The sequence below is a fragment of the Gilliamella sp. B2828 genome, from assembly GCF_026537125.1.
Classification (GTDB): Bacteria; Pseudomonadota; Gammaproteobacteria; order Enterobacterales; family Orbaceae; genus Gilliamella.
In genome coordinates, this window is the sequence record NZ_JAFNMU010000014.1 from 21,717 (window position 1) to 42,949 (window position 21,233).

Consider the following 21,233-nt stretch of genomic DNA (forward strand, 5'->3'; position numbering starts at 1 on the left):
TTTATCGTTAATCCATCTGTTCCAATGAACGACTATGAATTTCATTAAGCAACAATTCTATAACATGTTTCACTTCAAAGCTACCAAGATCTTTACCTTGACGAGTTCGAACTGAAATTGTTCCTGATTGCATTTCTTTGTCTCCACAAACAAACATATACGGAACACGTTTTAGAGTATGCTCCCGAATTTTAAACCCAATTTTCTCATTTCTCAAGTCCGCTTTTGCTCTAATTCCAACTTTTTGCAATTGCTCGGTTAATTGTTTAGCATATTCAGCTTGATTATCCGTAATATTTATTACTGCAACTTGCAAAGGAGCAAGCCATGTTGGGAAAAAACCTGCACAATTTTCGGTCAATATTCCCATGAAACGCTCCATGGAACCTAAAATTGCTCTATGGATCATTACTGGTGTATGACGTTCGTTATCTTCACCAACGTAGGTCGCATCTAGACGCTCAGGTAGCATAAAATCAAGTTGAACTGTACCACATTGCCACGCTCGCCCTAAACAATCATGTAAAGTAAATTCAATCTTTGGTCCATAAAATGCACCTTCGCCAGGTAAATATTCAAATTCAATACCATTTTCAGTTAAACATTCCGCTAAATCTTTTTCAGCTAAATCCCATGTTTCATCTTTACCAATACGTTTTTCTGGGCGAGTTGATAATTTCACAGTAATATCTATAAAACCAAAGGTACGGTAAGTATCATAAACCATTTTAATACAACTATTTACCTCACCTCGAATTTGCTCTTCCGTGCAGAATATGTGCGCATCATCTTGGGTAAAGCCACGAACTCGCATTAGACCATGTAGTGAACCAGAAGGTTCATTACGATGGCAACTACCAAACTCAGCCATACGTAAAGGCAAATCACGATAAGATTTTAGTCCTTGATTAAAAATTTGCACATGACCTGGGCAGTTCATTGGTTTAATACAATATTCACGATTTTCAGATGAAGTAACAAACATTAATTCTTTATAGTTGCCCCAATGACCTGTTTTTTCCCATAATACGCGATCCATCATAAATGGACCTTTTACTTCTTGATAATTATATTCTTTTAGTTTGGTACGAACAAAAACTTCTAATTCACGAAATATAATCCAACCATCATTATGCCAAAATACCATACCTGGTGCTTCTTCTTGCATATGATAAAGATCTAGTTGTTTACCAATTTTACGGTGATCCCGTTTTGCCGCTTCTTCTAAAAATTGTAAATAACTATCTAGTTGTTTTTTATCCGCCCAAGCTGTGCCATAAATGCGCTGTAACATTTTATTATCACTATTACCACGCCAATAAGCACCAGCGATTTTTTGCAGTTTAAAATGATGACAAAAACGCATATTCGGAACATGCGGTCCTCGGCACATATCAATATATTCTTCATGATGATAAAGAGCTGGTGTTGAATCCTTAGAAATATTTTCGTCTAAAATGGCAATTTTATATGGTTCACGACGTTCCCAAAATACTTCTCTAGCGCGTTCCCAGCTTACAACTTCCTTTTTTACTTCATAATCTTTTTTTGCTAATTCGTGCATACGTTTTTCTAAAGCATCAAGATCTTCCTGAGTTAAAGAATGGTCTAAATCGATATCGTAATAGAAACCATTGTCAATAGTGGGACCAATCGCCATTTGCGTGTTAGGCCATAATTGTTTAATAGCATGACCTAATAAATGGGCACAAGAGTGACGAATAATCTCTAAACCGTCTTCATCTTTGGCTGTAATAATCGCCAATGTTGCATCCTCATCAATTACATCACAGGCATCTTTACGTTGACCATTTACACGCCCAGCAATACACGCCTTAGCAAGCCCTGCTCCAATACTTTGTGCAACTTCTAGAACAGTCACTGGTTTATCAAATTGACGTTGACTTCCGTCAGGAAGAGTAATAATTGGCATAATAAATCCTTATAACAGTGGTGCGCCACACGAAAGCGCACATGTGTAAATATTGCATATAAAATAATAGATCGCGTATACTACCATTTATCATAAGGATTTCAAATAAAAATAGTAACCTTATTAATATTAATAATGAATCTCTTTCAGTATACTGAAAGAGATAGTTAAAATAAAACTTTTGGACAAAATTTGAATACTAAAACGTTTTAAATGCTTTATGATTCATTACTGTTTAAGTTAAATTATTTATTGATACTATTATGAACATTTGGATCGATGCTGATGCATGCCCTAACCCAATTAAAGAAATTTTATTTCGAAACGCGATTCGTAAATCAATCAATACGAAGTTAATTGCTAATCAATGGTTAAATATTCCCTCTTCACCTTTTATTACTAGATTACTAGTGGAAAATGGCTTTGATAAAGCGGATAACAAAATTGTCGAACTTGTTGAACTCAATGATTTAGTTATTACATCAGATATACCATTAGCATCCGATGTATTAAAGAAAGGTGCTTTTGTTCTTACGCCTAGAGGTGAAATTTATACTTTAGATTCAATTAAAGAGCGACTAGTGATGAGAGATTTTATGGAAACACTGCGAGCAAGTGGAATCCAAACTAAAGGACCTGCTCCATTTTCATATAAGGATCGCGAAAAATTTGCTAATCAACTTAATTTTTTAATTAATAAATTAACTAGATAAAATTATATCAATAATTTAAAAAATTTATCGTTAATCATTTTATAAAGTTATATTTTTAGAAATAATTCTCTACTCTTAAAGGGCTTTGAACCTACGTAAGGTTTTAAAGCCATTCGAGTAAAACGTTTAGCGGCTTTTAATGTATCAGGACTATTAAAAACACGGTTTCCTAAAGCCAATACCTGTTCACCAGTGAAACTGGTACTATTTCTTAATAAACTACTGATAAATCCCTTTTCGGATTGATATTGATAATACATTGATTCAACAATATCATCACCTGTTACGCTACAATGAAAAAAATCTACGTGATAACCTAAATTTTCTAATAATGAAAGTTCAAAAATACGCAGTACATTCTCAGCAGGAATTTGTTGTGCCAGTTGTTGCAAACTTTTTAAATAATCGTCAAAAAGTGTTGGCATATCAGTATCTGCAATTAATACGCGGTGTAATAATTCATTTAAATAAAAAGCGCTATATAATGAAACCGAAACTAGTGGTAAAGTGAGTGACATCGCTTCTACCTGACGCAATATTTTTATATTACCCTTGCCAGAACATTGTACAATTAAAGGGGTAAACGGCTGTAAAAGGCCTTTTAAAGTAGAATTCTTTCGTCGAGCTCCTTTAGCTAAAACGGTTATTTTGCCTCCACTTTCAACAAAAAGATCAACGAATAAACTGCTTTCAGTTTGAGTACGAGTATGCAAAACAAATGCTCTTTGCCAATTTTCCATGCAGAACCTTTATTTAGATTGTTGTTTTTTTGATTAATAATTTTATCTGAACAAAAAAAAAGTAATTTTATGAAATTTAACCTGAAATTATGATAAAAATCCGATATAATCAAATGATAACAATAGGATTATAGGATAAATAAAAGACAAGCTATGGAACTTTTTTCAATAATTTTACTTCTCGTATTAATTGTATCACTTTCTGGTGTCGTTGTTAAAATGTTACCAATTCAAATACCTTTACCGCTAATGCAAATATTATTAGGTTGCATTCTTGCCGCTTTTGGTGTTTACGTAAAATTCGATCCAGAACTCTTTCTTGTTTTATTTATACCTCCCTTACTGTTTGCTGATGGTCGAAAAACATCAGTAAAAGACTTTGTATATAATTTCAGAGAAATTGTTGGATTAGCACTTGTATTGGTGGTTATCTCAATTATCGCTTTAGGTTACATTCTTCATTGGATGTTACCAAATGTCCAATTAGCAGCAGCCTTAGCCCTCGCAGCTGTCTTATCACCTACCGATGCTGTTGCCTTGAGTGGTATTGTTGGTAAAGGTCGTATAGACAAAGAAAAAATGGAAATTATTGAAGGTGAAGCATTAATGAATGACGCTTCTGGTCTAGTTTCTTTGAAGTTTGCGATTGCAATTGCAACAGGACTGCTTGAATTTAATTTATGGCAAATTAGTTTATCTTTTTTTGTCGTTGCTATCGGCGGTTTAGCGGTTGGTGTTTTATTTACTTGGTTATATGCAAGGATTTTACGTAAAATAAATAAGCTTACTAATAATGACCCAGCAATCCAAATCGTATTATTATTCTTACTACCATTTGCGGCTTATATTATTGCTGAAGAATGTCATTGTTCCGGCATTTTAGCAGCTGTAAGTGCCGGTATGACCGTTAATCATTCTGGTATGATGCGTAATGCACCTTTGACAACACGTTTACAATCAGATAGTGCATGGTCAATGTTAACTTTTGTATTTAACGGATTTGTTTTTGTTCTGTTAGGTATTCAACTGCCTAGTATTTTAAATAACACTTTTGCTGAAAATCAAACAGATGCGTCAATTGAGTTATGGCAATTATGCTTTATTGTTTTATTTGTTTTTATCGTGTTAATGGGAACAAGATTTGCTTGGCTTTGGGCGATGAAACAGATGCCAACTATGCCATTTGGGACAAAACGACCTTTAGCATTTAGGTCATATACAAACCGCGATCTATTAATTTCAACTTTCGCTGGTGTTCGTGGAGCAATTACTTTAGCTGGTGTATTATCCATTCCAATGACTATTGCTGGACGATATCAATTGGTCTTTATTGCTACAGGAATTATCTTAATTTCATTGATTGTCGCGGTCGTGATATTACCTATTTTATTACGAGGAAGTGTAATTTTAGATAATTCTAAACAAGACAATGAAATTTTAACTGTGAAAGGACAAATGGCAGAAGAAGCTATTGTTAGTCTTGAAAAAATGCAAAACAATTTACTGCAAGAAACATCTGAAGCGGGTTTAGATCAAGAGATAATCCACGAAGTTGGCTCACGTGTTATTGGTTCATTAAGACGTAGAACAGGTCTTAAAGATTTAGAACAAAAAGCACTAGAAGCTGAGAACCTTGAAAGACGTATGCGCTTGGTTGCAATTGGTGCAGAACGTACAGCATTATTACAAATGAAAATTCGTAATGAAGTAAGTGAAGAAACTTTCGAACATCTAAACACTGATTTAGATATTTATGAGAAAATGATCTCTGGAGATGTGTAAATGATAGAAAGCCAGCATAATTTATTAGGAAAAATACATACAACATTTGTGGATAAAGCACCTCAAGTGTTAGGAATTACCTTACGCTGTATTCCTTTTAATTTAAAAAAACAAGTTATTGAACAATTGTTACAAATACAGTTTAAACATTCACTTGAGGATGGTGATCTTGATTTTTTAGAAAATCGCTGGCTTAAAATTCAAGTTACGGATCTACAATTAGTATGGTTTGTTAGTCTAATCGAGAATAAATTAGTTGTCAGTCGAGAGGAAATTGCTGATGTAAGCTTTATTGGCAATGCGAATGATCTAATAATGATTGCTACTAGACGTCAAGACCCTGATACTCTCTTTTTTCAACGTCGATTAATTGTTGAAGGTGATACTGAGCTTGGTCTCTACGTTAAAAACTTAATGGATTCAATTGAATTAGAATCTATGCCTAAACCGCTCAGAATAACTCTTGAAAAGTTAGCAAACGTAATTGAGAGTGCACCAAAAGAATAAAAATTATCGATTATTCATAATAAAAAAAGGAATGTTATCAATTCATTCCTTTTTTATTTTTCAACCAAATTGATATTCAATTTTAACTAAATTAAAGCTCTTCATTGTTTTCTATATCCTAATAATAATCTTTCAATTTTAATCTATTTGCATTTTTTATGTGATCTTTCGTATAACACAAAATTTTTTAAATAATAAAATGATCAATTCTAAATGTTGATTCTAACTAAATATTGAGAGATTAATCACAACTAACAAAATATTCATTTCCTATTTAAATCCAGTAGAGCTAAATTGTGAAAATAAATAGCAATTACACAAAATAAATTATGGTCAATTTTAAGAAAAAACTATTCGTTTTACTTATAATTCCTTCTTTAGGGTTCTGTCTTGATTTTAATAATAAAAATGAATCGAATTACATTATTAATCATTTCAAATTTAATGATGGCAATACAATGCCAAAATTATCAATACATTATATAACTCTTGGAAATCCAGAAAATAAGCCAGTTTTAATATTACATGGAACTACTGGTAATGGAGAATCAATGTTAAATGATAGTTTTGGCCATGCTTTATTTGATAAAGGAATGCCATTAGATGCAGAAAAGTACTTTATTATTCTTCCTGATGCTATAGGTACAGGACAATCATCAAAACCTTCGGATGGTATGAAAGGTGATTTTCCACATTATGATTATGCGGATATGGTTAATGCACAATACCAATTAATAAAAAATGGATTAAAAATAGATCATTTATACCTTATTATAGGTAATTCGATGGGAGGAATGAATACTTGGAAATGGGTTACAATGTATCCTGATTTTATGACTGCTGCAGTACCAATGGCAGCAACCCCTGCCCCTATGTCTAGTCGAAATTGGATTATGAGAAAAATGGTTATTAATGCTATTAAAAGCGATCCAAATTGGAAAAATGGATTTTATGATAAGCAGCCTGAAAATTTCCAAACAGTATATAATTACTACAATATAGCAACCAACGGAGGTGATATTGCTTGGCAAAATAAGGCATATAGTACCGCAAAAGCAGAAGAACTATTAGCCAGTAGATTAAAAGAACGCATTACAATGGATACTAATGATTTTTTATTTCAATTTGATGCAGCAAGAAACTATGATCCAACTAAAGATTTAATTAAAATTAAAGCACATGTATTAGCAATAAACTCAGAAGATGATGAAAGAAACCCACCGACTGTTGGTCTGATGGAAAAAGCCCTAAAAAAAATTCCTCATGCTCATTATGTATTAATACCTGCAAGTAACGAAACCAGTGGGCATAGTACCACCTTGTCGGCTAATTTGTGGAAAGATCATTTAACTCAATTTTTAAAAGAATTAGAAGAGAATAAATAGATCAAATTTTAAATGAAATGGATGATAAACAATTAATACTTTTAGAGATAATACTTTTATAGTGATGTTGTACTTTTAATTTAAAGTTACAACGTCACAAATATTTTATTGGTTTATACAAAATTTTTAATTTAAGTAAATGATCTATCACCAAATACCCATAAATAATAAAAAATCTTTATCCACCATAATTCTTATTTGCATAAATGGCCCCTACCATAGCGAAGCTCATTTATTAAATAGAACTTTTTTCTTACATTGGAATTAACTAATATTTCATGAGATTACTAGATTCACAAATTTTCTATAATTTCATCACATTTATATAAATACTTAGTCAGATTAATTCAGATTAATAATGAACATTATTCATGGATTAAAATTAAATCGTTAACATTACATCTATACTAAAATTGAAAGGCAATTGTCTCTTTTTGTGATATTCTTACACCAAAATCATTGCCATAAATAGGGTATAGCAAACCAATATTAGGTTTGTTTAAAAAGTATTCTTAATTTTGTATCACTGAGAGCCATAATTATATTTTGTACACATTTAAAAACAAAATTATGTACTCAATCTGTACAAAATAGTTTAAAACCTTTGTGCTAACACGTTTTACAGATAACAAGCAAAAACATAATTAAACAATGAAAAATAACGTCGAGCAACCAACTTTTTACTTTCATGATTATGAAACTTTTGGTATTAATCCAGCTTTGGATCGCCCAGCTCAATTTGCGGGGATTCGAACTGACAATGATTTAAATATCATTGAAGATCCTTTAGTTATTTATTGTCAAATTGCTCAAGATTATTTACCAAATCCCGAAGCTGTACTAATTACTGGTATTACACCTCAGAAAGCAAATCAAAATGGCGTTTGTGAAGCTGAATTTACCAAACAAATTTATCAAGCTTTTAGTGAACCCAATACATGTATTTTAGGATATAACAATATTCGGTTTGATGATGAGGTTACTCGTAATATTTTATATCGTAACTTTTACGATCCCTATTCATATAGCTGGCAAAACGGTAATTCGAGGTGGGATCTTCTTGACGTTGTTAGGGCTTGTTATGCTTTAAGACCAGACGGTATTAATTGGCCAACTAACGATAATGGGCTACCTAGCTTTCGTTTGGAACAACTGACTCAAGCAAATAATATTGAGCATGAGCATGCTCATGATGCTATGTCTGATGTTTATGCAACCATTGCTATGGCTAAGCTTATAAAAGAAAAACAGAGCAAATTATTTAATTATTTTTTCTTTTTACGTAATAAAAATAAAGTTGCTGAACTTATTGATGTTGTCAACATGACCCCTATTGTTCATGTATCAGGCATGCTGGGTAGTTATCGAGGTAATCTATCATTAGTTGCTCCAATAATTTGGCATCCATTACAAAATAATGCAGCTGTTCTATGTGATTTAGCAGGTGATATTGACCTTCTTATTAATTTACCCGTTGAACAAATAAAAGAAAAACTGTATACAAAGACGGAAGATCTTGAGCTTGGAGAGTCACGAATTCCATTAAAGTTAATTCATACAAATAAATGCCCTATTGTCGCTCCACTAAGAACCTTGTTACCTGAAAATGCAAAGCGATTAAGTCTTGATGTAGAACAATGTTTGATTAATCAACAAAAGTTACAAAAAAATCAGAAATTACTTCAGAATAAAATGCAAGAATTATTTAATGTTAATAATGATTATCCAAATAATTCAGATGTAGATACTCAAATTTACAAAGGCTTTTTCAATAATCAAGATAAATTACGCTGTGAAACGATTCGAACAACGCCTACACAGCTATTAGATAGTCTCTCTTTAGCATTTGATGATCCTCGTTTGACTACTCTATTTTTTAGATATAAAGCTCGAAACTATCCGCAAGCATTGACCGAGCGAGAACAAACAATTTGGCTTAACTATTGTCGAGATAAACTTAATACACTCAAAATCCAAGATTATTTATTAAGTTTAGAATTATTGGCTGAAATGTATGTTCAACAACCTGAAAAATTAGCAATTATTAAACAACTTTATAACTATTGTCATTATTTAGTTGGATAATTGAATTTGACGGGCGTATGATATGGTCGATTCTATTAATATCATTGGAATGACAGATAGAAATTATCATCATAATTAAAGTTTGAAATATTTAGCATATATCATATTATGAAACATTTTTTAGCCAAACACGCTACAATAAAGCATCGACTTTATTCTTTGTATTATACGCTTTTTAGCTATGGTCGAGGATTGATTATTCTTACTTTCTGTTTATGGCTAGGTAATATAATCTCAAAAATAATACCGATAATGATTCCTGGCAGTATTATTGGTTTGCTACTTCTATTTTTCTTACTTGCATTTCAATTGATCCCTACATGTTGGATCAAAAACAGCTGTAATCTATTTATGCGTTATATGACAATTCTTTTCATCCCTGCTGCAATGGGCATAATGGATAATTATTCACTTTTATTAGAGAACTGGATCCCCATTATTTTTAGTAGTGTAGGTGGATCAATTATTGTATTAATTTTCACTGCTCTTCTAACCGAAAACTTCCCAAAAATGACTCTAAAAAGTAAAAAAATTCTATCTAAAGATCAGGAGAAGCAACCATGATATGGATGCTACCATTAACAATTTGTGTATTTCTCATTATTCGTAGAATTTCATTTAAATTAAAAAATCCTTTATTTAATCCATTAGTTATATCGGTTATTGTTTTAATTCCAATTTTATTAATTACTAAAACCAGTTATGCGCAATACGTATCAAACGTACAAATTATTAATGATTTGTTGCCTTATTCAGTTGTAGCTCTTGCCTATCCTTTATATGAACTTATTCCTCAAATTAAAGCTCGTTGGAAATCGATAATGTTTATCACATTTACTGCGTCAATTTCTTCAATGATAACTGGTGTTTGTATTGCATTTTGGTTAGGTGGTAATAACACCATTGCCGCCTCAGTTTTACCCAAATCAGTAACTACTGCCATTGCAGTAACGATTGCTACAGATCAAGGAGGTGTGCCCTCTATAGCGGCATTATGTGTAATATTAGTAGGTACATTAGGTGGAATTTTTGGGCATCAAATATTGAATCTTGTTAAAATAAATTCCGCTTCTGCTCGAGGGCTTGCTATAGGAGCCGTTTCGCATGCTGTTGGAACAGCTCGTTGCATTGAAGTTGATTATAACGAAGGAGCCTATAGTTCCTTATCACTTGTTTTATGTGGTATTATGACATCATTGACAGCACCTTTTTTATTTCCAATAATGATATTTATTTTTGATTGGTTTTAGCATGAATTTAAAAAAGCTTTCAGCTTGTTTTATGGGTTTGTGCTTGATTACAATATTTGCGATTCTTATTCTTGACTATTGGATCAGCTATAAAACGGCACCTTATATTTATCACGATGAGAATAAACTACCTTATCGTGCTGTTGGTGTAGTACTTGGAACATCCAAATATGTTCGTGGTGGTGGATTGAATGGATTTTATCGGAATCGCATCGATGGAGCAATCGATCTTTATTGGCAAGGTAAAGTAGATTATCTTTTACTTAGTGGAGATAATGCTCTATTAAGCTATAATGAACCAATCACTATGCAAAAAGATTTAATTAAAGCTGGCATTCCTAGAAAATCGATTGTTCTTGATTACGCAGGTTTTAGAACTTTTGATTCAATTGTTCGTGCTAATAAAGTTTTTGATACAAATGATTTCACAATTATTACTCAAGAGTTTCATTGCGAACGTGCAATTTTTATTGCACTTGAACAAGGAATACAGGCACAATGCTTTGCAGTTCCATCCCCTAAAAGTATGAAATTTGTCCGTATCCGTGAAATATTTGCTCGTGTCAGTGCCTTTATTGACCTTTATATTCTTACTAAAGAACCAAAATATCTTGGTCCTGTAATTCCAATCATATCCAATAATCAATAATTTTCACTAATTTATTTTTTGTAAAAAAGTTTCAGATTAAGGGTACATTTCAATAAAAAAACGGTTAAAATTATTGTCTCATAAATTAGATTGCATTTTTATGCAAAAAAAAGTAATATTTAGTCAATTTAAATTTAAGAAAATGAAGAATGAATATTGAACTAAACCATATTAATTGCTTTTATGGTTCTCATCAGGCTTTAAATGATGTTTCGTTATGCTATCCACTGGGTGAAACCATCGTATTACTTGGTCAAAGTGGTGCAGGAAAAAGCTCTTTATTAAAAGTATTTAATTTACTTGAAATTCCAACATCTGGCGAAATGACCATTGCTGACTCTCATTTTGATTTCTCAAAAAAAATCAATGAATCAACAATTCGTTTACTTCGTAAAAATGTTGGTATGGTTTTCCAGAATTATAATTTATGGCCGCATTTAACAGTACTTGAAAATCTAATTGAAGCGCCTTGTCAAGTATTAAAAATGTCAAAAAATGAGGCCAGTGACAAAGCAATGTCAATTTTAAAACGTTTGCGAATCGATGATATGGCACACCGCTATCCTCTTCATCTCTCAGGAGGACAACAACAACGTGTAGCTATAGCTAGAGCATTGATGATGGAGCCACAAATCTTATTGTTTGATGAGCCAACAGCAGCATTAGATCCTGCTATTACATCGCAAATAGCAGATATTATTAATGAATTATCACAAACAGGAATTACACAAATTATAGTTACACATGAAGTGGATTTTGCTCGTAAAGTTGCTTCACAAGTGATTTATATGGAACACGGTAAAATTATTGAGCAAGGACAATTAGAATGCTTTGCGCATCCTAAAACCAAAGAATTTAAAGCTTATTTATCACATTAAATAATATCTAATTAGGTGAAAATATGAAGAAAACATTATTAGCCGTTTTATTAGCAAGTGCAACATTTGTTGCTCAAGCTGCCGAAAACCTTATCATCGGTACAGAAGCAACTTATGCACCTTTTGAATTTACTAATGATAAAAATGAAATTGTAGGTTTTGATATTGATATCATTAACAAAATTTGTAGTGAAATAAATGTTTCTTGCAAAATTGTTAACCAGTCGTTTGATGGTTTAATTCCTAGTTTAAAAACTCGACGAATTGATGCAGCAATTGCTGGTATAGATGTCACAGCTGAAAGACAAAAACAAATTGATTTTACTAAAATATATTACGATGATAGTTCAATTCAATTTATTACATTAAAAGATACCCTAACCAGTTTAGAACAACTTAAAGGAAAACGTGTTGGTATTCAAAAAGGTACGACTTATTTAAAATATTTGAATGAAAAATTCCCTGATATTAAACCTGTTAGTTATGATAGTTACCAATTTGCATTTCTTGATTTAAAAGCTAAACGTATTGATGCTATTGTTGCAAGTTCATTCGTAGCAAGTGACTGGTTAGGAAAAGATACCGAAATTGTACCATTAGGTGATAAGATTACTGATCATGAATTTTTTGGTGAGGGTTTAAGCATCGCTTTACGTAAAGGTAATGATGAACTTCGTGAAAAATTCAATCAAGCAATCGATAAGCTAAAAGCAAATGGAGAATTAGAAGCTATTTACAAAAAATGGTTTAATAATTAGTCGTTAAAATTTAATTCTTAATGCCTTTATGATCTCGCCGCAAACACTGCGGCGAATTTATTTTTTTAATTTAAATACGGTTTTTTTATGTCAGACTTTCTATCCAACGGAACAAACTGGATTCTATCTTCGATGGACGGATATATCTTGCCATTAGTGCAAGCAACGTCAATCACATTATCATTAGCCTTTGTGTCATTAATTGTCGGCATCATATTTGCCTTTATCTTTACGCTGTTAGAATCTGCTCCTTTTAAACCCGTTGCATGGTTAATATCCTTATTTAATTTGACTATCCGTGCCCTACCCGAATTATTAATTGTGGTGGCAATTTATACTGGACTACCATTATTATTGATGTCATTAGATGATGGCATAGCAATTTCACTTGGATTTACTTCATTTACGGTGCAAATCGATATAGCAAACACTAAACCCGATCCATTTTTATGTGGTGTAACTGCACTTTCATTACTTTATGCTGTTTATGCATCTCAAACATTACGCGGCGCTTTTAAAGCAATTTCAAATGGTCAAAAGCAAGCGGCACAAGTATTGGGATTGAGCAAAGCGCGAACGTTCTTTCGAATTATTCTGCCGCAAATGTGGCGTCATGCTTTACCTGGTTTGAGCAATCAATGGTTGATTTTATTAAAAGATACCGCGTTAGTTTCAGCAATTGCCATCGATGATTTGATGATGCAAACAAAAACCATCATTGCTCGGACCAATCAACCTTTTCTATGGTATTTCATTGCGATGCTTATTTATTTAATAATTTCTATTTTAAGCCAAAAGGTTATTACGCGAATCGAAAAGCGCTCAACCTATTTTGAACAACCAAAATCCGCTAAGAGTTTATAAGGTCACGTTATGTTTGATAATTTTATTTACTATCTTAAAGTCATTTTACAAGGACTTCCTGATACCTTAAGTTTAGGTATTTTAGGCATTATTTCAGCAGGACTCCTAGCGGTTATCTTTTCTTGCTTATTGTCAATAAATTCTTGTTTAATTAAAAAAATTATACGTGCCTATATTATTATATTTACTGGTTCACCGCTATTAGTTCAGCTATTTTTAATCTACTATGGACCATCACAATTTGGCGATGTTTTAAGTAAAGTACCAACATTTTATGAGATTATCTCCTCACCTTGGTTCTGTGCTTATCTTGCATTAACACTTAATAGCGCTGCCTATACTACGCAAATATTTTATGGAGCTTTAAAATCTGTACCACAAGGTCAGTGGCAAGCGTGTGAAGCTTTAGGTATGAATAAAATACAAACATTAAAAATTATTATGCCTTATGCATTAAAACGAGCACTTTCTACTTATTCTAATGAAGTGGTTTTTGTAGTAAAAGGCACCGCTTTAGCTTCTATGATTCCGGTTATGGATATTATGGGATATAGCAATCAACTAAATGGAGATTATTACGATTTTTCAATTTTTGTCGTTGCAGGGTCAGTTTACCTCTTGATAAATGGGCTTTTAAGCACCATTATGAGGATAATAGAGAAAAAAGCCCTCACATTTGAAAACTAATATGAGCCAATTTGATTCAACATCATTTTTAAAAACAGTCCCACATAAACCTGGTATTTATCAAATGTTCAATGATAAACAGACCATTATTTATGTGGGTAAAGCCAAAGATCTCTACAACCGATTAAAAAGCTATTTCAACAGTAGCAAAAAAACGCTTAAGACCGATAGGCTAGTCAGTCATATCCATCATGTTGAATTTACCATTACCAACACCGAAACTGAAGCTTTATTACTTGAACAAACTTACATTAAAAAATATCAACCTCGTTATAATGTATTATTAAAAGACGATAAAAGTTATCCATTTATAAAGCTTAGTAAAGAACGTCATCCACAATTGTCACTTTACCGTGGTGCAATTAATCGAAAAAAAGATGAGTTTTTTGGACCTTATCCAAGTGGATATGCAGTTAAACAGATTTTAGCCCTGCTACAAAAAACCTTTCCAATTAGACAATGTTTGGATAGCACTTATCGCAATCGTACACGTCCATGTTTACAATACCAAATTAAACGTTGTTTAGGACCATGTGTATCAGGATTAGTCAGTGACGAAGATTATAATGAACAAGTTAATTATGTTAGATTATTTTTGTCTGGACGCTCAGAACAGATTCTACAAAAAATAACTGAGGATATGCATAAAGCAAGTAATGATCTTAATTTCGAGAAAGCCGCCGCATTACGAGATCAGCTACAAGCAATAAAACATATCAATGAAAAACAAGCTATATACAATAATAATGATAATCTTGATGTAATTGGATTCCATTATGAGTTTGGTTTAGCTTGTATTTATGTTTTATTTATTCGCAATGGACAAACCTTCGGTCACCGTTCATATTATCCTAAAGTGCCATCAAATACTGAATTAGAAGAAGTCATTGAAACCTTTTTAGGTCAATTTTACTTGCAAGGTAATCAAAATAGAAATATTCCTCAAAAGATTTTATTGAATTTTTCATTATCAGATAAACAAGCAATGGAAGAAACCTTATCTATCATTGCACAGCATCAAGTTAAATTAGTTGATGAACCTAAAGGTGATAATTTAAAACTACTTAATATTGCTACAGTCAATGCCCAAACAGCTGTTAAAAACAAGTTATTGGAGAATTCAACCATAAAACAACGCTATGATGCACTTAAAACATTTTTAGGGATTGATAAAATCAATCGTATGGAGTGCTTTGATATCAGTCACTTTATGGGTAAAAATACCATTGCCTCTTGTGTCGTATTTGATGAAAACGGACCAGTTAAATCTGAATTTCGTCGCTATAATATCTCAGGTATTACGCCAGGTGATGATTATGCTGCGATGGAACAAGTCTTAACACGTCGTTATAATAAAAAAGATCTGCCTAATGAAAAAGTTCCAGATATCATCTTTATTGATGGTGGTAAAGGTCAACTTAACCAGGCATTACAAGTATTTGAACAGTTAGATGTTAATTGGGATAAAAATCATCCAATTTTAATCGGTGTAGCTAAAGGTGCAGAAAGAAAAGAAGGACTCGAAACACTATTTTTTGAAGCACATGGTACAGGTCATTATCTTGATGATCGTTCCCCTGCTCTATTGCTTATCCAACAAATTCGTAACGCATCTCACGATCATGCTATTGTGGGACAACGTAAAAAAGGGACAAAGCAACTTACGGACAGCGCATTAGAACACATTAATGGTATAGGAGCAAAAAGACGAAAAGCACTTTTAAACCATTTTGGCGGATTAAGAGAGTTAAAAAATGCCAGTATTGATGAAATAGCTCAAGTACAAGGTATTTCTAAACCATTAGCTGAAAAAATTTATCTAAATTTACAACAATAACACATTGAAAAAATAACATATTTCAGGCAACATAAGTATTAAAAGAACACTATTTTTTTATTATCACTAATACTTTGATTAATAAAATAAAAAAAAGAGCTTATTTCACATGAAAATTAACCTACCAACATTCTTAACACTATTTCGAGTCATTTTAATTCCTTTTTTGGTATTAACGTTTTATCTTCTACCTCATGAATGGTCTGGTTTTTTTTCAGCGCTCATTTTTTTAATCGCAGCGATAACGGATATTTTTGATGGTTATCTTGCTCGCCGTCTAGGGCAAACTACGAAGTTTGGTGCTTTCTTGGATCCGGTTGCAGATAAGATCATGGTAACAATTGCATTAGTATTAATAACTCAATATTATCAGGCATGGTGGATCTCGATTCCAGCAATTATTATTGTATCCCGTGAAATTATCATATCAGCCTTGCGTGAATGGATGGCCGAGATTGGCAAACGTAATCATGTTGCTGTGTCATGTATTGGTAAAATTAAAACCATTGCTCAAATGACTGCATTAACTTGGTTACTTTGGCGTCCTTGTGATATTGTTATTTATGCAGGTTTAATAACTTTATTACTTGCTACAGCTTTAACCCTCTTATCCATGTTGCAATATTTATGGATAGCGCATAATGATCTATTAGATGAAGAGTAATACGATGTTTTTTTAACTTTTCATGTGTAATTTTATTGTATAACAATCAATCCAATAAAACGGTACATATCTACTTTAAATCAGTAAAAGAATATCTTTAAACCATGAACAAGTTAAACATTAAGCAATCAATCAATTTATTTAAAATTTCTATTGACTGAAAAGCTAAGATAGGTAAAATGCACAGCATCCAAAGCGAATTACTTTTTGATAATTTGTTTTTAGCCCGGGTGGTGAAATCGGTAGACACAAGGGATTTAAAATCCCTCGGCCTTTTTGGCCGTGCGAGTTCAAGTCTCGCCCCGGGCACCATTAACAAACACTTCTTACGCGGGAATAGCTCAGTTGGTAGAGCGCAACCTTGCCAAGGTTGAGGTCGCGAGTTCGAACCTCGTTTCCCGCTCCAATTATTAATGCTTAAGTTTTAAATGAACGAAAGGTCATTATCAGGTATTTTCAAGTAATCTCTAAGATTCAATTAAATATCCACAAATAAGTGCATCGTTTTTTAATTTAAGTACCTCGATAATCATTATCTAAATTTCTCATTTACCTTATAAAGATGATTGATCCTATTATTTAAGGATTTTATCAATTATGCCAATATTTTTATGAACGTATGATTTATTGTACAAAGACATATGTATGCTAAAAGAATCTCGTCTTATTTTGCTGATTAGTTGAGCTTAAAGCTTAAAAGTGTTTATTTAGTATCTTTTTATATTAATTCATTTTTTATTTACTTAAATAAGGTTATTACGTCCAGAATTTGTAATTAAAAAACGTTTTTTACTAAAATGTACGGCTAATCTGAAATATTTTGAAATAAATATCATAGCAATAAAAAAATAACCATATTTATAAAAATAGAATTAAATCCAAGTTGATACCGACCTAAAACCTTTCAACAATCACACAAACAACTCATGTTAAGAGTGAAAGGTCTGGTAATTTATAATTTTATTTAAAATATGTTTAACTAATGAGATAGAATGTCTATAAAACATTCCAAGTAGTATTAAGGCTCAGCATCTTTCTCATCTTCAGATTCTTCAGTTGGAAGATCGGTTGGAGTGGCATCGTCAAAACGACCTTGCCATTCTTTAGAAGTCTGACTATCTTGAATTTTACCGTTGTTTGAAGTAAAACCAAATGAAGCAATCATTGGCGCACGTGCTGGCTTTAATAAAGCATTAGCATTAACATAATGTTTGGGATAAGGATTATGGCTAATATCACAAAGTTCGGGCACTTCCCCTGCTTGAACAACTACTCCACCAGTGTAGGGATGGAAAATCACTCCCTCATCACTATTTTGCTGTTTAACTTCATCGATACTCCCTAATTTTTCAGTAAAAAGTTCTTCACTGAGTATAGTTAACCAGTTAATGCTTTTAAATCCGTCTCTAAAATGTTTATCTTCTTCATCAGTGGAAATATCTAAACCTAAATATTTACGAGCTAACTCACCTTCTAAATATTGATAATCATAATATTTATAACGTTGTCTTATACCTAAACCAAAAAAACCATGTAAAGGTTTTAAAATTTGGCTGACTTGTCGGATGAATTCTATTATTTTATCAACTCCAAAATCTTTTAGTTCATAAATCGGCAAATAAAATTGTAAATAACTCACTGTATTATACTCTTTTTCGAGAAATTCTGATCTTGACAGAACTTTAATTAAATAGTCAGGGATCAAATACAGTTTATCAACATTACTCCAATAAAAACTTAAAGTATCTGCATAAAATCCATTATTAAGTATTATTTTTTGAGCTAAACTGATGGCGTGATAACGATATAAAGTATTGGGATCACCATTCCCAAAGCCATAATTAAGGTTTTTTCCCCAATTTTTATCATATAATGCTAGGACTTGGTTAATTGCTTGACGCTTTTCAGTTTTATAAGATTCGTTTAAATAAAAGCATCCAACTAAACCAATTTTTAAAGCATTTTCGGTATGGTCAAAATCCAAATAATGACCAAAATTAAATTTATCATAATTTAATTTATATTCCTCTAAGAGTTGCTGCAATTTATCGTTCATTTGCTTATCCTATTTTTATTTGACATTGCATTAGTTAATACCCAGTTGTATTACATATGAAACGTTTTATTGGTAATAAGGAGTTGAGAATTAGCAGATAAAATGTTAGCTACACTGATATAAATGATAGCGTTATACCAGTATCGGTTTAGTTGTTCATTATGAACAACAGGTAATAAAGAAAGGATTAAATTCATTCCATCACCTTTTAAAGCATAATGATTATGAATAAAATTTAGGTACAACTGATTAATGAATTCGAATAATTCATTTTTCATAACTTTCTCCTTGCATAATCCTTACATATTGTAAGAGTTAATATTTATATATTTTTTAATAGTAATTTTTAATTATTTTTATTAAACAACATGATTATTATAGTTGGTGTAATTCTATTGATATTGATCTCATTGGAAGTTTACGAAAAACTTACAAAAAACAAACAAACAAATGTAATATATAAACTACCCGTTTTAGAATAATTTGCAACCGTTTTTATGTCTTTATGTTACTATTTTAAACTGTTTTTAATATTTCGGATGAAATTTATACAAATATAGAATTAATAAGATTCAATAAATTGTAATATCAATTTCAAATAGCACTTTCATTTTTTATCGATTACCTGTCTAAAACGCATAGATAAAATCCATTATTCAAAACATTCTTATATATCTTTTTGTTCCAAAGGTTGTCGATAAAATTAAACCTAAATGATATAAACTCAGGTAATAGATGCATTTTTAGGCAAACAAAGCACTTTGCAATAATAATTGTTGCAGATATCGCAAAGCTTAGTATAATGCCCACGTTTACTTATTTACACTTCTAATGCCAGTGTGGCGAAATTGGTAGACGCAGCGGATTCAAAATCCGCCGCCCTTAAAAGCGTGTCGGTTCGAGTCCGACCACTGGCACCAATTCAACTTTTAATATCTTTTAATAAACATTAGAAACAGTACAAATTAGTATCAAATTCTATATTGTATGTTTAAAAAACATAAAGATACAATTACCATGCTTTTTTGGTACCCATATTAAAATATGTAAATCTAAACATATTATTAAATACCTATAATTGTTATAATACGAGCAATAACTCCACCAATCGATACCTAAATAATAAACGCTAGTCTTTGATATTAAGATAACAACCTATTTAATGGTGGAGTTAAGTATCTTTTTGTACCAAATTATTGTAAAAGAGGAAAATATAAAGCATGGGTTTTCGGTATTCGAACCGCATAAGATTGATACTGGTTATCATCACTTTTATCCACGACCATTTCCACATAATCGCCATTGTTAAAGCTAATATGGGTTAATTTGCCTTCGACAAATTTACGCCCTACATAGCAACTGAATTTTTTGCCCTCTAAGGTAATGCTGCCCACTGACAACGTGCTCAATAAGGCGGCCACCACGCCAAACGCCCCGGTAATCAGCGCCCCTATCATGGCAATTAAGCCGACATTATTCGAGCCAATCTCTTTTGGGTCATCAATGATTTGTAGTTGGCTGACTGTGCCTTTTAATAGGCTATATCGTTTAGCCATACTATTACTGCTCCGTGTGATTTAATTTGGGCGGTGGATTATCAATATCTGGCGTAAAACCCCGTTCATCAATCACCTCGACCCAGTCCGGTACGATTGGCGTTCGGCAGTAATAAGTGGCATTACGATCATGTATTTTGATGCGTTCAAATTCGGGGGTTTGTGGATCGTCATACAGCTCAGGATCGCCCGAGCGGTTTAATTTTTTAAAACGTAAATGTTCATCTAACGTTTCATGTAACCAAGGTTTGGGGTAACCTAATGTCGCAAAAATACGATTACCGATAAAAGAGTAAACACCACCTGTTAATAAAAAAAGGATAATTGTAAAAACAAAAAACACAATAAAATCGGACAAAGCAAAAATAGCCAAATTTAAAAGAAAATCTTCATTTAAATCAATTAACAACATAATTAAGATAACTATATATGCAAATATACAGAATGCTCCCATTATTATGGTTGAATACTTTAACCGAAGCAAAGTCGGTGTATCTACTGCGTGAGGAAAATATAAGGCATGGGTTTTAGGGATTCGAACCGCATATGATTGATACTGGTTATTATCACTTTTATCTACGACCATCTCCACATAATCGCCATTTTTAAAACTAATATGGGTTAATTTGCCTTCGACAAATTTACGCCCGACATAGCAACTAAATTTTTTACCTTCTAAGGTAATACTGCCCACTGACAGCGTAGTCAATAACGCAGCCGCTACGCCAAACGCCCCAGTAATCAGCGATCCTATCATGGCGATTAAGCCGACATTATTCGAGCCAATCTCTTTTGAGTCATCAATAATTTGTAGCTGGCTGACCGTGCCTTTTAAAATGCGATACTGTTTTGCCATACTGTTACTTTTCCGTGTGATTTAATTTGGGTG

20 protein-coding genes and 3 tRNA genes are annotated in these 21,233 nt (G+C 32.2%); 17 read left to right on the top strand and 6 right to left on the bottom strand.

Going from position 1 to position 21,233, the window contains the following annotated elements:
* Positions 1–7: 7 nt before the first annotated feature.
* On the bottom strand, positions 8–1,933 hold the full coding sequence (thrS, locus tag J3U19_RS10425; protein ID WP_267341710.1) for a threonine--tRNA ligase: 1,926 nt from the start codon (positions 1,931–1,933) through the stop codon (positions 8–10).
* Positions 1,934–2,196: 263 nt separating this feature from the next.
* Between thrS and J3U19_RS10430 the strand changes: the two genes are divergently transcribed.
* Positions 2,197–2,646 carry a YaiI/YqxD family protein gene (locus J3U19_RS10430; RefSeq protein ID WP_267341711.1) on the top strand — a complete coding sequence of 150 codons (450 nt, stop codon included), beginning with the start codon at positions 2,197–2,199 and terminating at the stop codon, positions 2,644–2,646.
* A gap of 47 nt (positions 2,647–2,693) precedes the next feature.
* On the opposite strand, the gene recO is transcribed toward J3U19_RS10430, so the two are convergent.
* Entirely contained in the window at positions 2,694–3,386 is a 693-nt protein-coding gene (gene recO, locus J3U19_RS10435) for a DNA repair protein RecO (RefSeq protein WP_267346253.1), read from the bottom strand.
* Between the two features lie 153 nt (positions 3,387–3,539).
* On the opposite strand from recO, the gene J3U19_RS10440 reads away from it, so the two are divergent.
* From J3U19_RS10440 to J3U19_RS10510, 15 genes are all read left to right on the top strand, one after another.
* Complete coding sequence (locus J3U19_RS10440; protein WP_267341714.1) at positions 3,540–5,168, top strand: Na+/H+ antiporter; 1,629 nt, start codon at positions 3,540–3,542, stop codon at positions 5,166–5,168.
* Positions 5,169–5,675 carry a ubiquinone anaerobic biosynthesis accessory factor UbiT gene (gene ubiT, locus J3U19_RS10445; protein ID WP_267341715.1) on the top strand — a complete coding sequence of 169 codons (507 nt, stop codon included), beginning with the start codon at positions 5,169–5,171 and terminating at the stop codon, positions 5,673–5,675.
* Positions 5,676–6,004: 329 nt separating this feature from the next.
* Positions 6,005–7,060: an alpha/beta fold hydrolase gene (locus J3U19_RS10450; RefSeq protein WP_267341716.1), complete on the top strand. Its 1,056-nt coding sequence runs from the start codon at positions 6,005–6,007 to the stop codon at positions 7,058–7,060.
* Between the two features lie 651 nt (positions 7,061–7,711).
* Complete coding sequence (sbcB, locus tag J3U19_RS10455) at positions 7,712–9,145, top strand: exodeoxyribonuclease I (protein ID WP_267341775.1); 1,434 nt, start codon at positions 7,712–7,714, stop codon at positions 9,143–9,145.
* A 108-nt stretch (positions 9,146–9,253) separates the two neighbouring features.
* Positions 9,254–9,709: a CidA/LrgA family protein gene (locus J3U19_RS10460; RefSeq protein ID WP_267341776.1), complete on the top strand. Its 456-nt coding sequence runs from the start codon at positions 9,254–9,256 to the stop codon at positions 9,707–9,709.
* Positions 9,706–10,395 (top strand): CidB/LrgB family autolysis modulator, encoded by a 690-nt coding sequence (locus J3U19_RS10465; RefSeq protein WP_267341777.1) that lies wholly within the window; start codon positions 9,706–9,708, stop codon positions 10,393–10,395. The genes J3U19_RS10460 and J3U19_RS10465 overlap by 4 nt, the downstream gene beginning before the upstream one ends.
* Positions 10,396–10,426: 31 nt before the next feature.
* Complete coding sequence (locus J3U19_RS10470) at positions 10,427–11,044, top strand: ElyC/SanA/YdcF family protein (protein WP_416380219.1); 618 nt, start codon at positions 10,427–10,429, stop codon at positions 11,042–11,044.
* A 149-nt stretch (positions 11,045–11,193) separates the two neighbouring features.
* Positions 11,194–11,922 (top strand): arginine ABC transporter ATP-binding protein ArtP, encoded by a 729-nt coding sequence (gene artP, locus J3U19_RS10475; RefSeq protein WP_267346254.1) that lies wholly within the window; start codon positions 11,194–11,196, stop codon positions 11,920–11,922.
* A gap of 23 nt (positions 11,923–11,945) precedes the next feature.
* Positions 11,946–12,680, top strand: coding sequence for a transporter substrate-binding domain-containing protein (locus tag J3U19_RS10480; protein ID WP_267346255.1), 735 nt, complete (start codon positions 11,946–11,948; stop codon positions 12,678–12,680).
* A 132-nt stretch (positions 12,681–12,812) separates the two neighbouring features.
* Positions 12,813–13,544: an arginine ABC transporter permease ArtQ gene (gene artQ, locus J3U19_RS10485; protein ID WP_416380220.1), complete on the top strand. Its 732-nt coding sequence runs from the start codon at positions 12,813–12,815 to the stop codon at positions 13,542–13,544.
* Positions 13,545–13,553: 9 nt separating this feature from the next.
* On the top strand, positions 13,554–14,231 hold the full coding sequence (artM, locus tag J3U19_RS10490) for an arginine ABC transporter permease ArtM (RefSeq protein ID WP_267341782.1): 678 nt from the start codon (positions 13,554–13,556) through the stop codon (positions 14,229–14,231).
* Between the two features lies 1 nt (position 14,232).
* Complete coding sequence (uvrC, locus tag J3U19_RS10495) at positions 14,233–16,068, top strand: excinuclease ABC subunit UvrC (protein WP_267341784.1); 1,836 nt, start codon at positions 14,233–14,235, stop codon at positions 16,066–16,068.
* Positions 16,069–16,177: 109 nt separating this feature from the next.
* A complete protein-coding gene (gene pgsA, locus J3U19_RS10500; protein ID WP_267341785.1) occupies positions 16,178–16,732 on the top strand; it encodes a CDP-diacylglycerol--glycerol-3-phosphate 3-phosphatidyltransferase in 555 nt (184 codons plus the stop codon).
* A 224-nt stretch (positions 16,733–16,956) separates the two neighbouring features.
* Positions 16,957–17,044: transfer RNA gene (locus J3U19_RS10505), tRNA-Leu, on the top strand.
* 18 nt (positions 17,045–17,062) lie between these two features.
* Positions 17,063–17,138: transfer RNA gene (locus J3U19_RS10510), tRNA-Gly, on the top strand.
* A gap of 612 nt (positions 17,139–17,750) precedes the next feature.
* Here the strand turns inward: J3U19_RS10510 and J3U19_RS10515 are convergent.
* The gene (locus tag J3U19_RS10515; RefSeq protein WP_267341795.1) at positions 17,751–18,788 is read right to left on the bottom strand and encodes a type VI immunity family protein; all 1,038 of its coding nucleotides are present in this window, start codon (positions 18,786–18,788) and stop codon (positions 17,751–17,753) included.
* A 50-nt stretch (positions 18,789–18,838) separates the two neighbouring features.
* Positions 18,839–19,066: a hypothetical protein gene (locus J3U19_RS10520; RefSeq protein ID WP_267341796.1), complete on the bottom strand. Its 228-nt coding sequence runs from the start codon at positions 19,064–19,066 to the stop codon at positions 18,839–18,841.
* Between the two features lie 555 nt (positions 19,067–19,621).
* Between J3U19_RS10520 and J3U19_RS10525 the strand changes: the two genes are divergently transcribed.
* Positions 19,622–19,708, top strand: a tRNA-Leu gene (locus J3U19_RS10525).
* A 273-nt stretch (positions 19,709–19,981) separates the two neighbouring features.
* Here the strand turns inward: J3U19_RS10525 and J3U19_RS10530 are convergent.
* Complete coding sequence (locus J3U19_RS10530) at positions 19,982–20,344, bottom strand: hypothetical protein (RefSeq protein ID WP_267346257.1); 363 nt, start codon at positions 20,342–20,344, stop codon at positions 19,982–19,984.
* A 4-nt stretch (positions 20,345–20,348) separates the two neighbouring features.
* The gene (locus J3U19_RS10535) at positions 20,349–21,200 is read right to left on the bottom strand and encodes a putative type VI secretion system effector (RefSeq protein ID WP_267346258.1); all 852 of its coding nucleotides are present in this window, start codon (positions 21,198–21,200) and stop codon (positions 20,349–20,351) included.
* Between the last annotated feature and the right edge of the window lie 33 nt (positions 21,201–21,233).

Excerpts from the sequence above, each read along its gene's own strand:
- J3U19_RS10470 (WP_416380219.1), top strand. The coding sequence starts at position 10,427 with ATGGGTTTGTGCTTGATTACAATATTTGCGATTCTTATTCTTGACTAT.
- artQ (WP_416380220.1), top strand. The coding sequence starts at position 12,813 with ATGGACGGATATATCTTGCCATTAGTGCAAGCAACGTCAATCACATTA.
- J3U19_RS10450 (WP_267341716.1), top strand. The coding sequence starts at position 6,005 with ATGGTCAATTTTAAGAAAAAACTATTCGTTTTACTTATAATTCCTTCT.
- J3U19_RS10465 (WP_267341777.1), top strand. The coding sequence starts at position 9,706 with ATGATATGGATGCTACCATTAACAATTTGTGTATTTCTCATTATTCGT.
- J3U19_RS10515 (WP_267341795.1), bottom strand. The coding sequence starts at position 18,788 with ATGAACGATAAATTGCAGCAACTCTTAGAGGAATATAAATTAAATTAT.
- sbcB (WP_267341775.1), top strand. The coding sequence starts at position 7,712 with ATGAAAAATAACGTCGAGCAACCAACTTTTTACTTTCATGATTATGAA.
- artP (WP_267346254.1), top strand. The coding sequence starts at position 11,194 with ATGAATATTGAACTAAACCATATTAATTGCTTTTATGGTTCTCATCAG.
- J3U19_RS10530 (WP_267346257.1), bottom strand. The coding sequence starts at position 20,344 with ATGGCTAAACGATATAGCCTATTAAAAGGCACAGTCAGCCAACTACAA.
- J3U19_RS10535 (WP_267346258.1), bottom strand. The coding sequence starts at position 21,200 with ATGGCAAAACAGTATCGCATTTTAAAAGGCACGGTCAGCCAGCTACAA.
- J3U19_RS10440 (WP_267341714.1), top strand. The coding sequence starts at position 3,540 with ATGGAACTTTTTTCAATAATTTTACTTCTCGTATTAATTGTATCACTT.
- J3U19_RS10480 (WP_267346255.1), top strand. The coding sequence starts at position 11,946 with ATGAAGAAAACATTATTAGCCGTTTTATTAGCAAGTGCAACATTTGTT.
- J3U19_RS10520 (WP_267341796.1), bottom strand. The coding sequence starts at position 19,066 with ATGAAAAATGAATTATTCGAATTCATTAATCAGTTGTACCTAAATTTT.
- J3U19_RS10430 (WP_267341711.1), top strand. The coding sequence starts at position 2,197 with ATGAACATTTGGATCGATGCTGATGCATGCCCTAACCCAATTAAAGAA.
- pgsA (WP_267341785.1), top strand. The coding sequence starts at position 16,178 with ATGAAAATTAACCTACCAACATTCTTAACACTATTTCGAGTCATTTTA.
- ubiT (WP_267341715.1), top strand. The coding sequence starts at position 5,169 with ATGATAGAAAGCCAGCATAATTTATTAGGAAAAATACATACAACATTT.
- J3U19_RS10460 (WP_267341776.1), top strand. The coding sequence starts at position 9,254 with ATGAAACATTTTTTAGCCAAACACGCTACAATAAAGCATCGACTTTAT.
- artM (WP_267341782.1), top strand. The coding sequence starts at position 13,554 with ATGTTTGATAATTTTATTTACTATCTTAAAGTCATTTTACAAGGACTT.
- thrS (WP_267341710.1), bottom strand. The coding sequence starts at position 1,933 with ATGCCAATTATTACTCTTCCTGACGGAAGTCAACGTCAATTTGATAAA.
- uvrC (WP_267341784.1), top strand. The coding sequence starts at position 14,233 with ATGAGCCAATTTGATTCAACATCATTTTTAAAAACAGTCCCACATAAA.
- recO (WP_267346253.1), bottom strand. The coding sequence starts at position 3,386 with ATGGAAAATTGGCAAAGAGCATTTGTTTTGCATACTCGTACTCAAACT.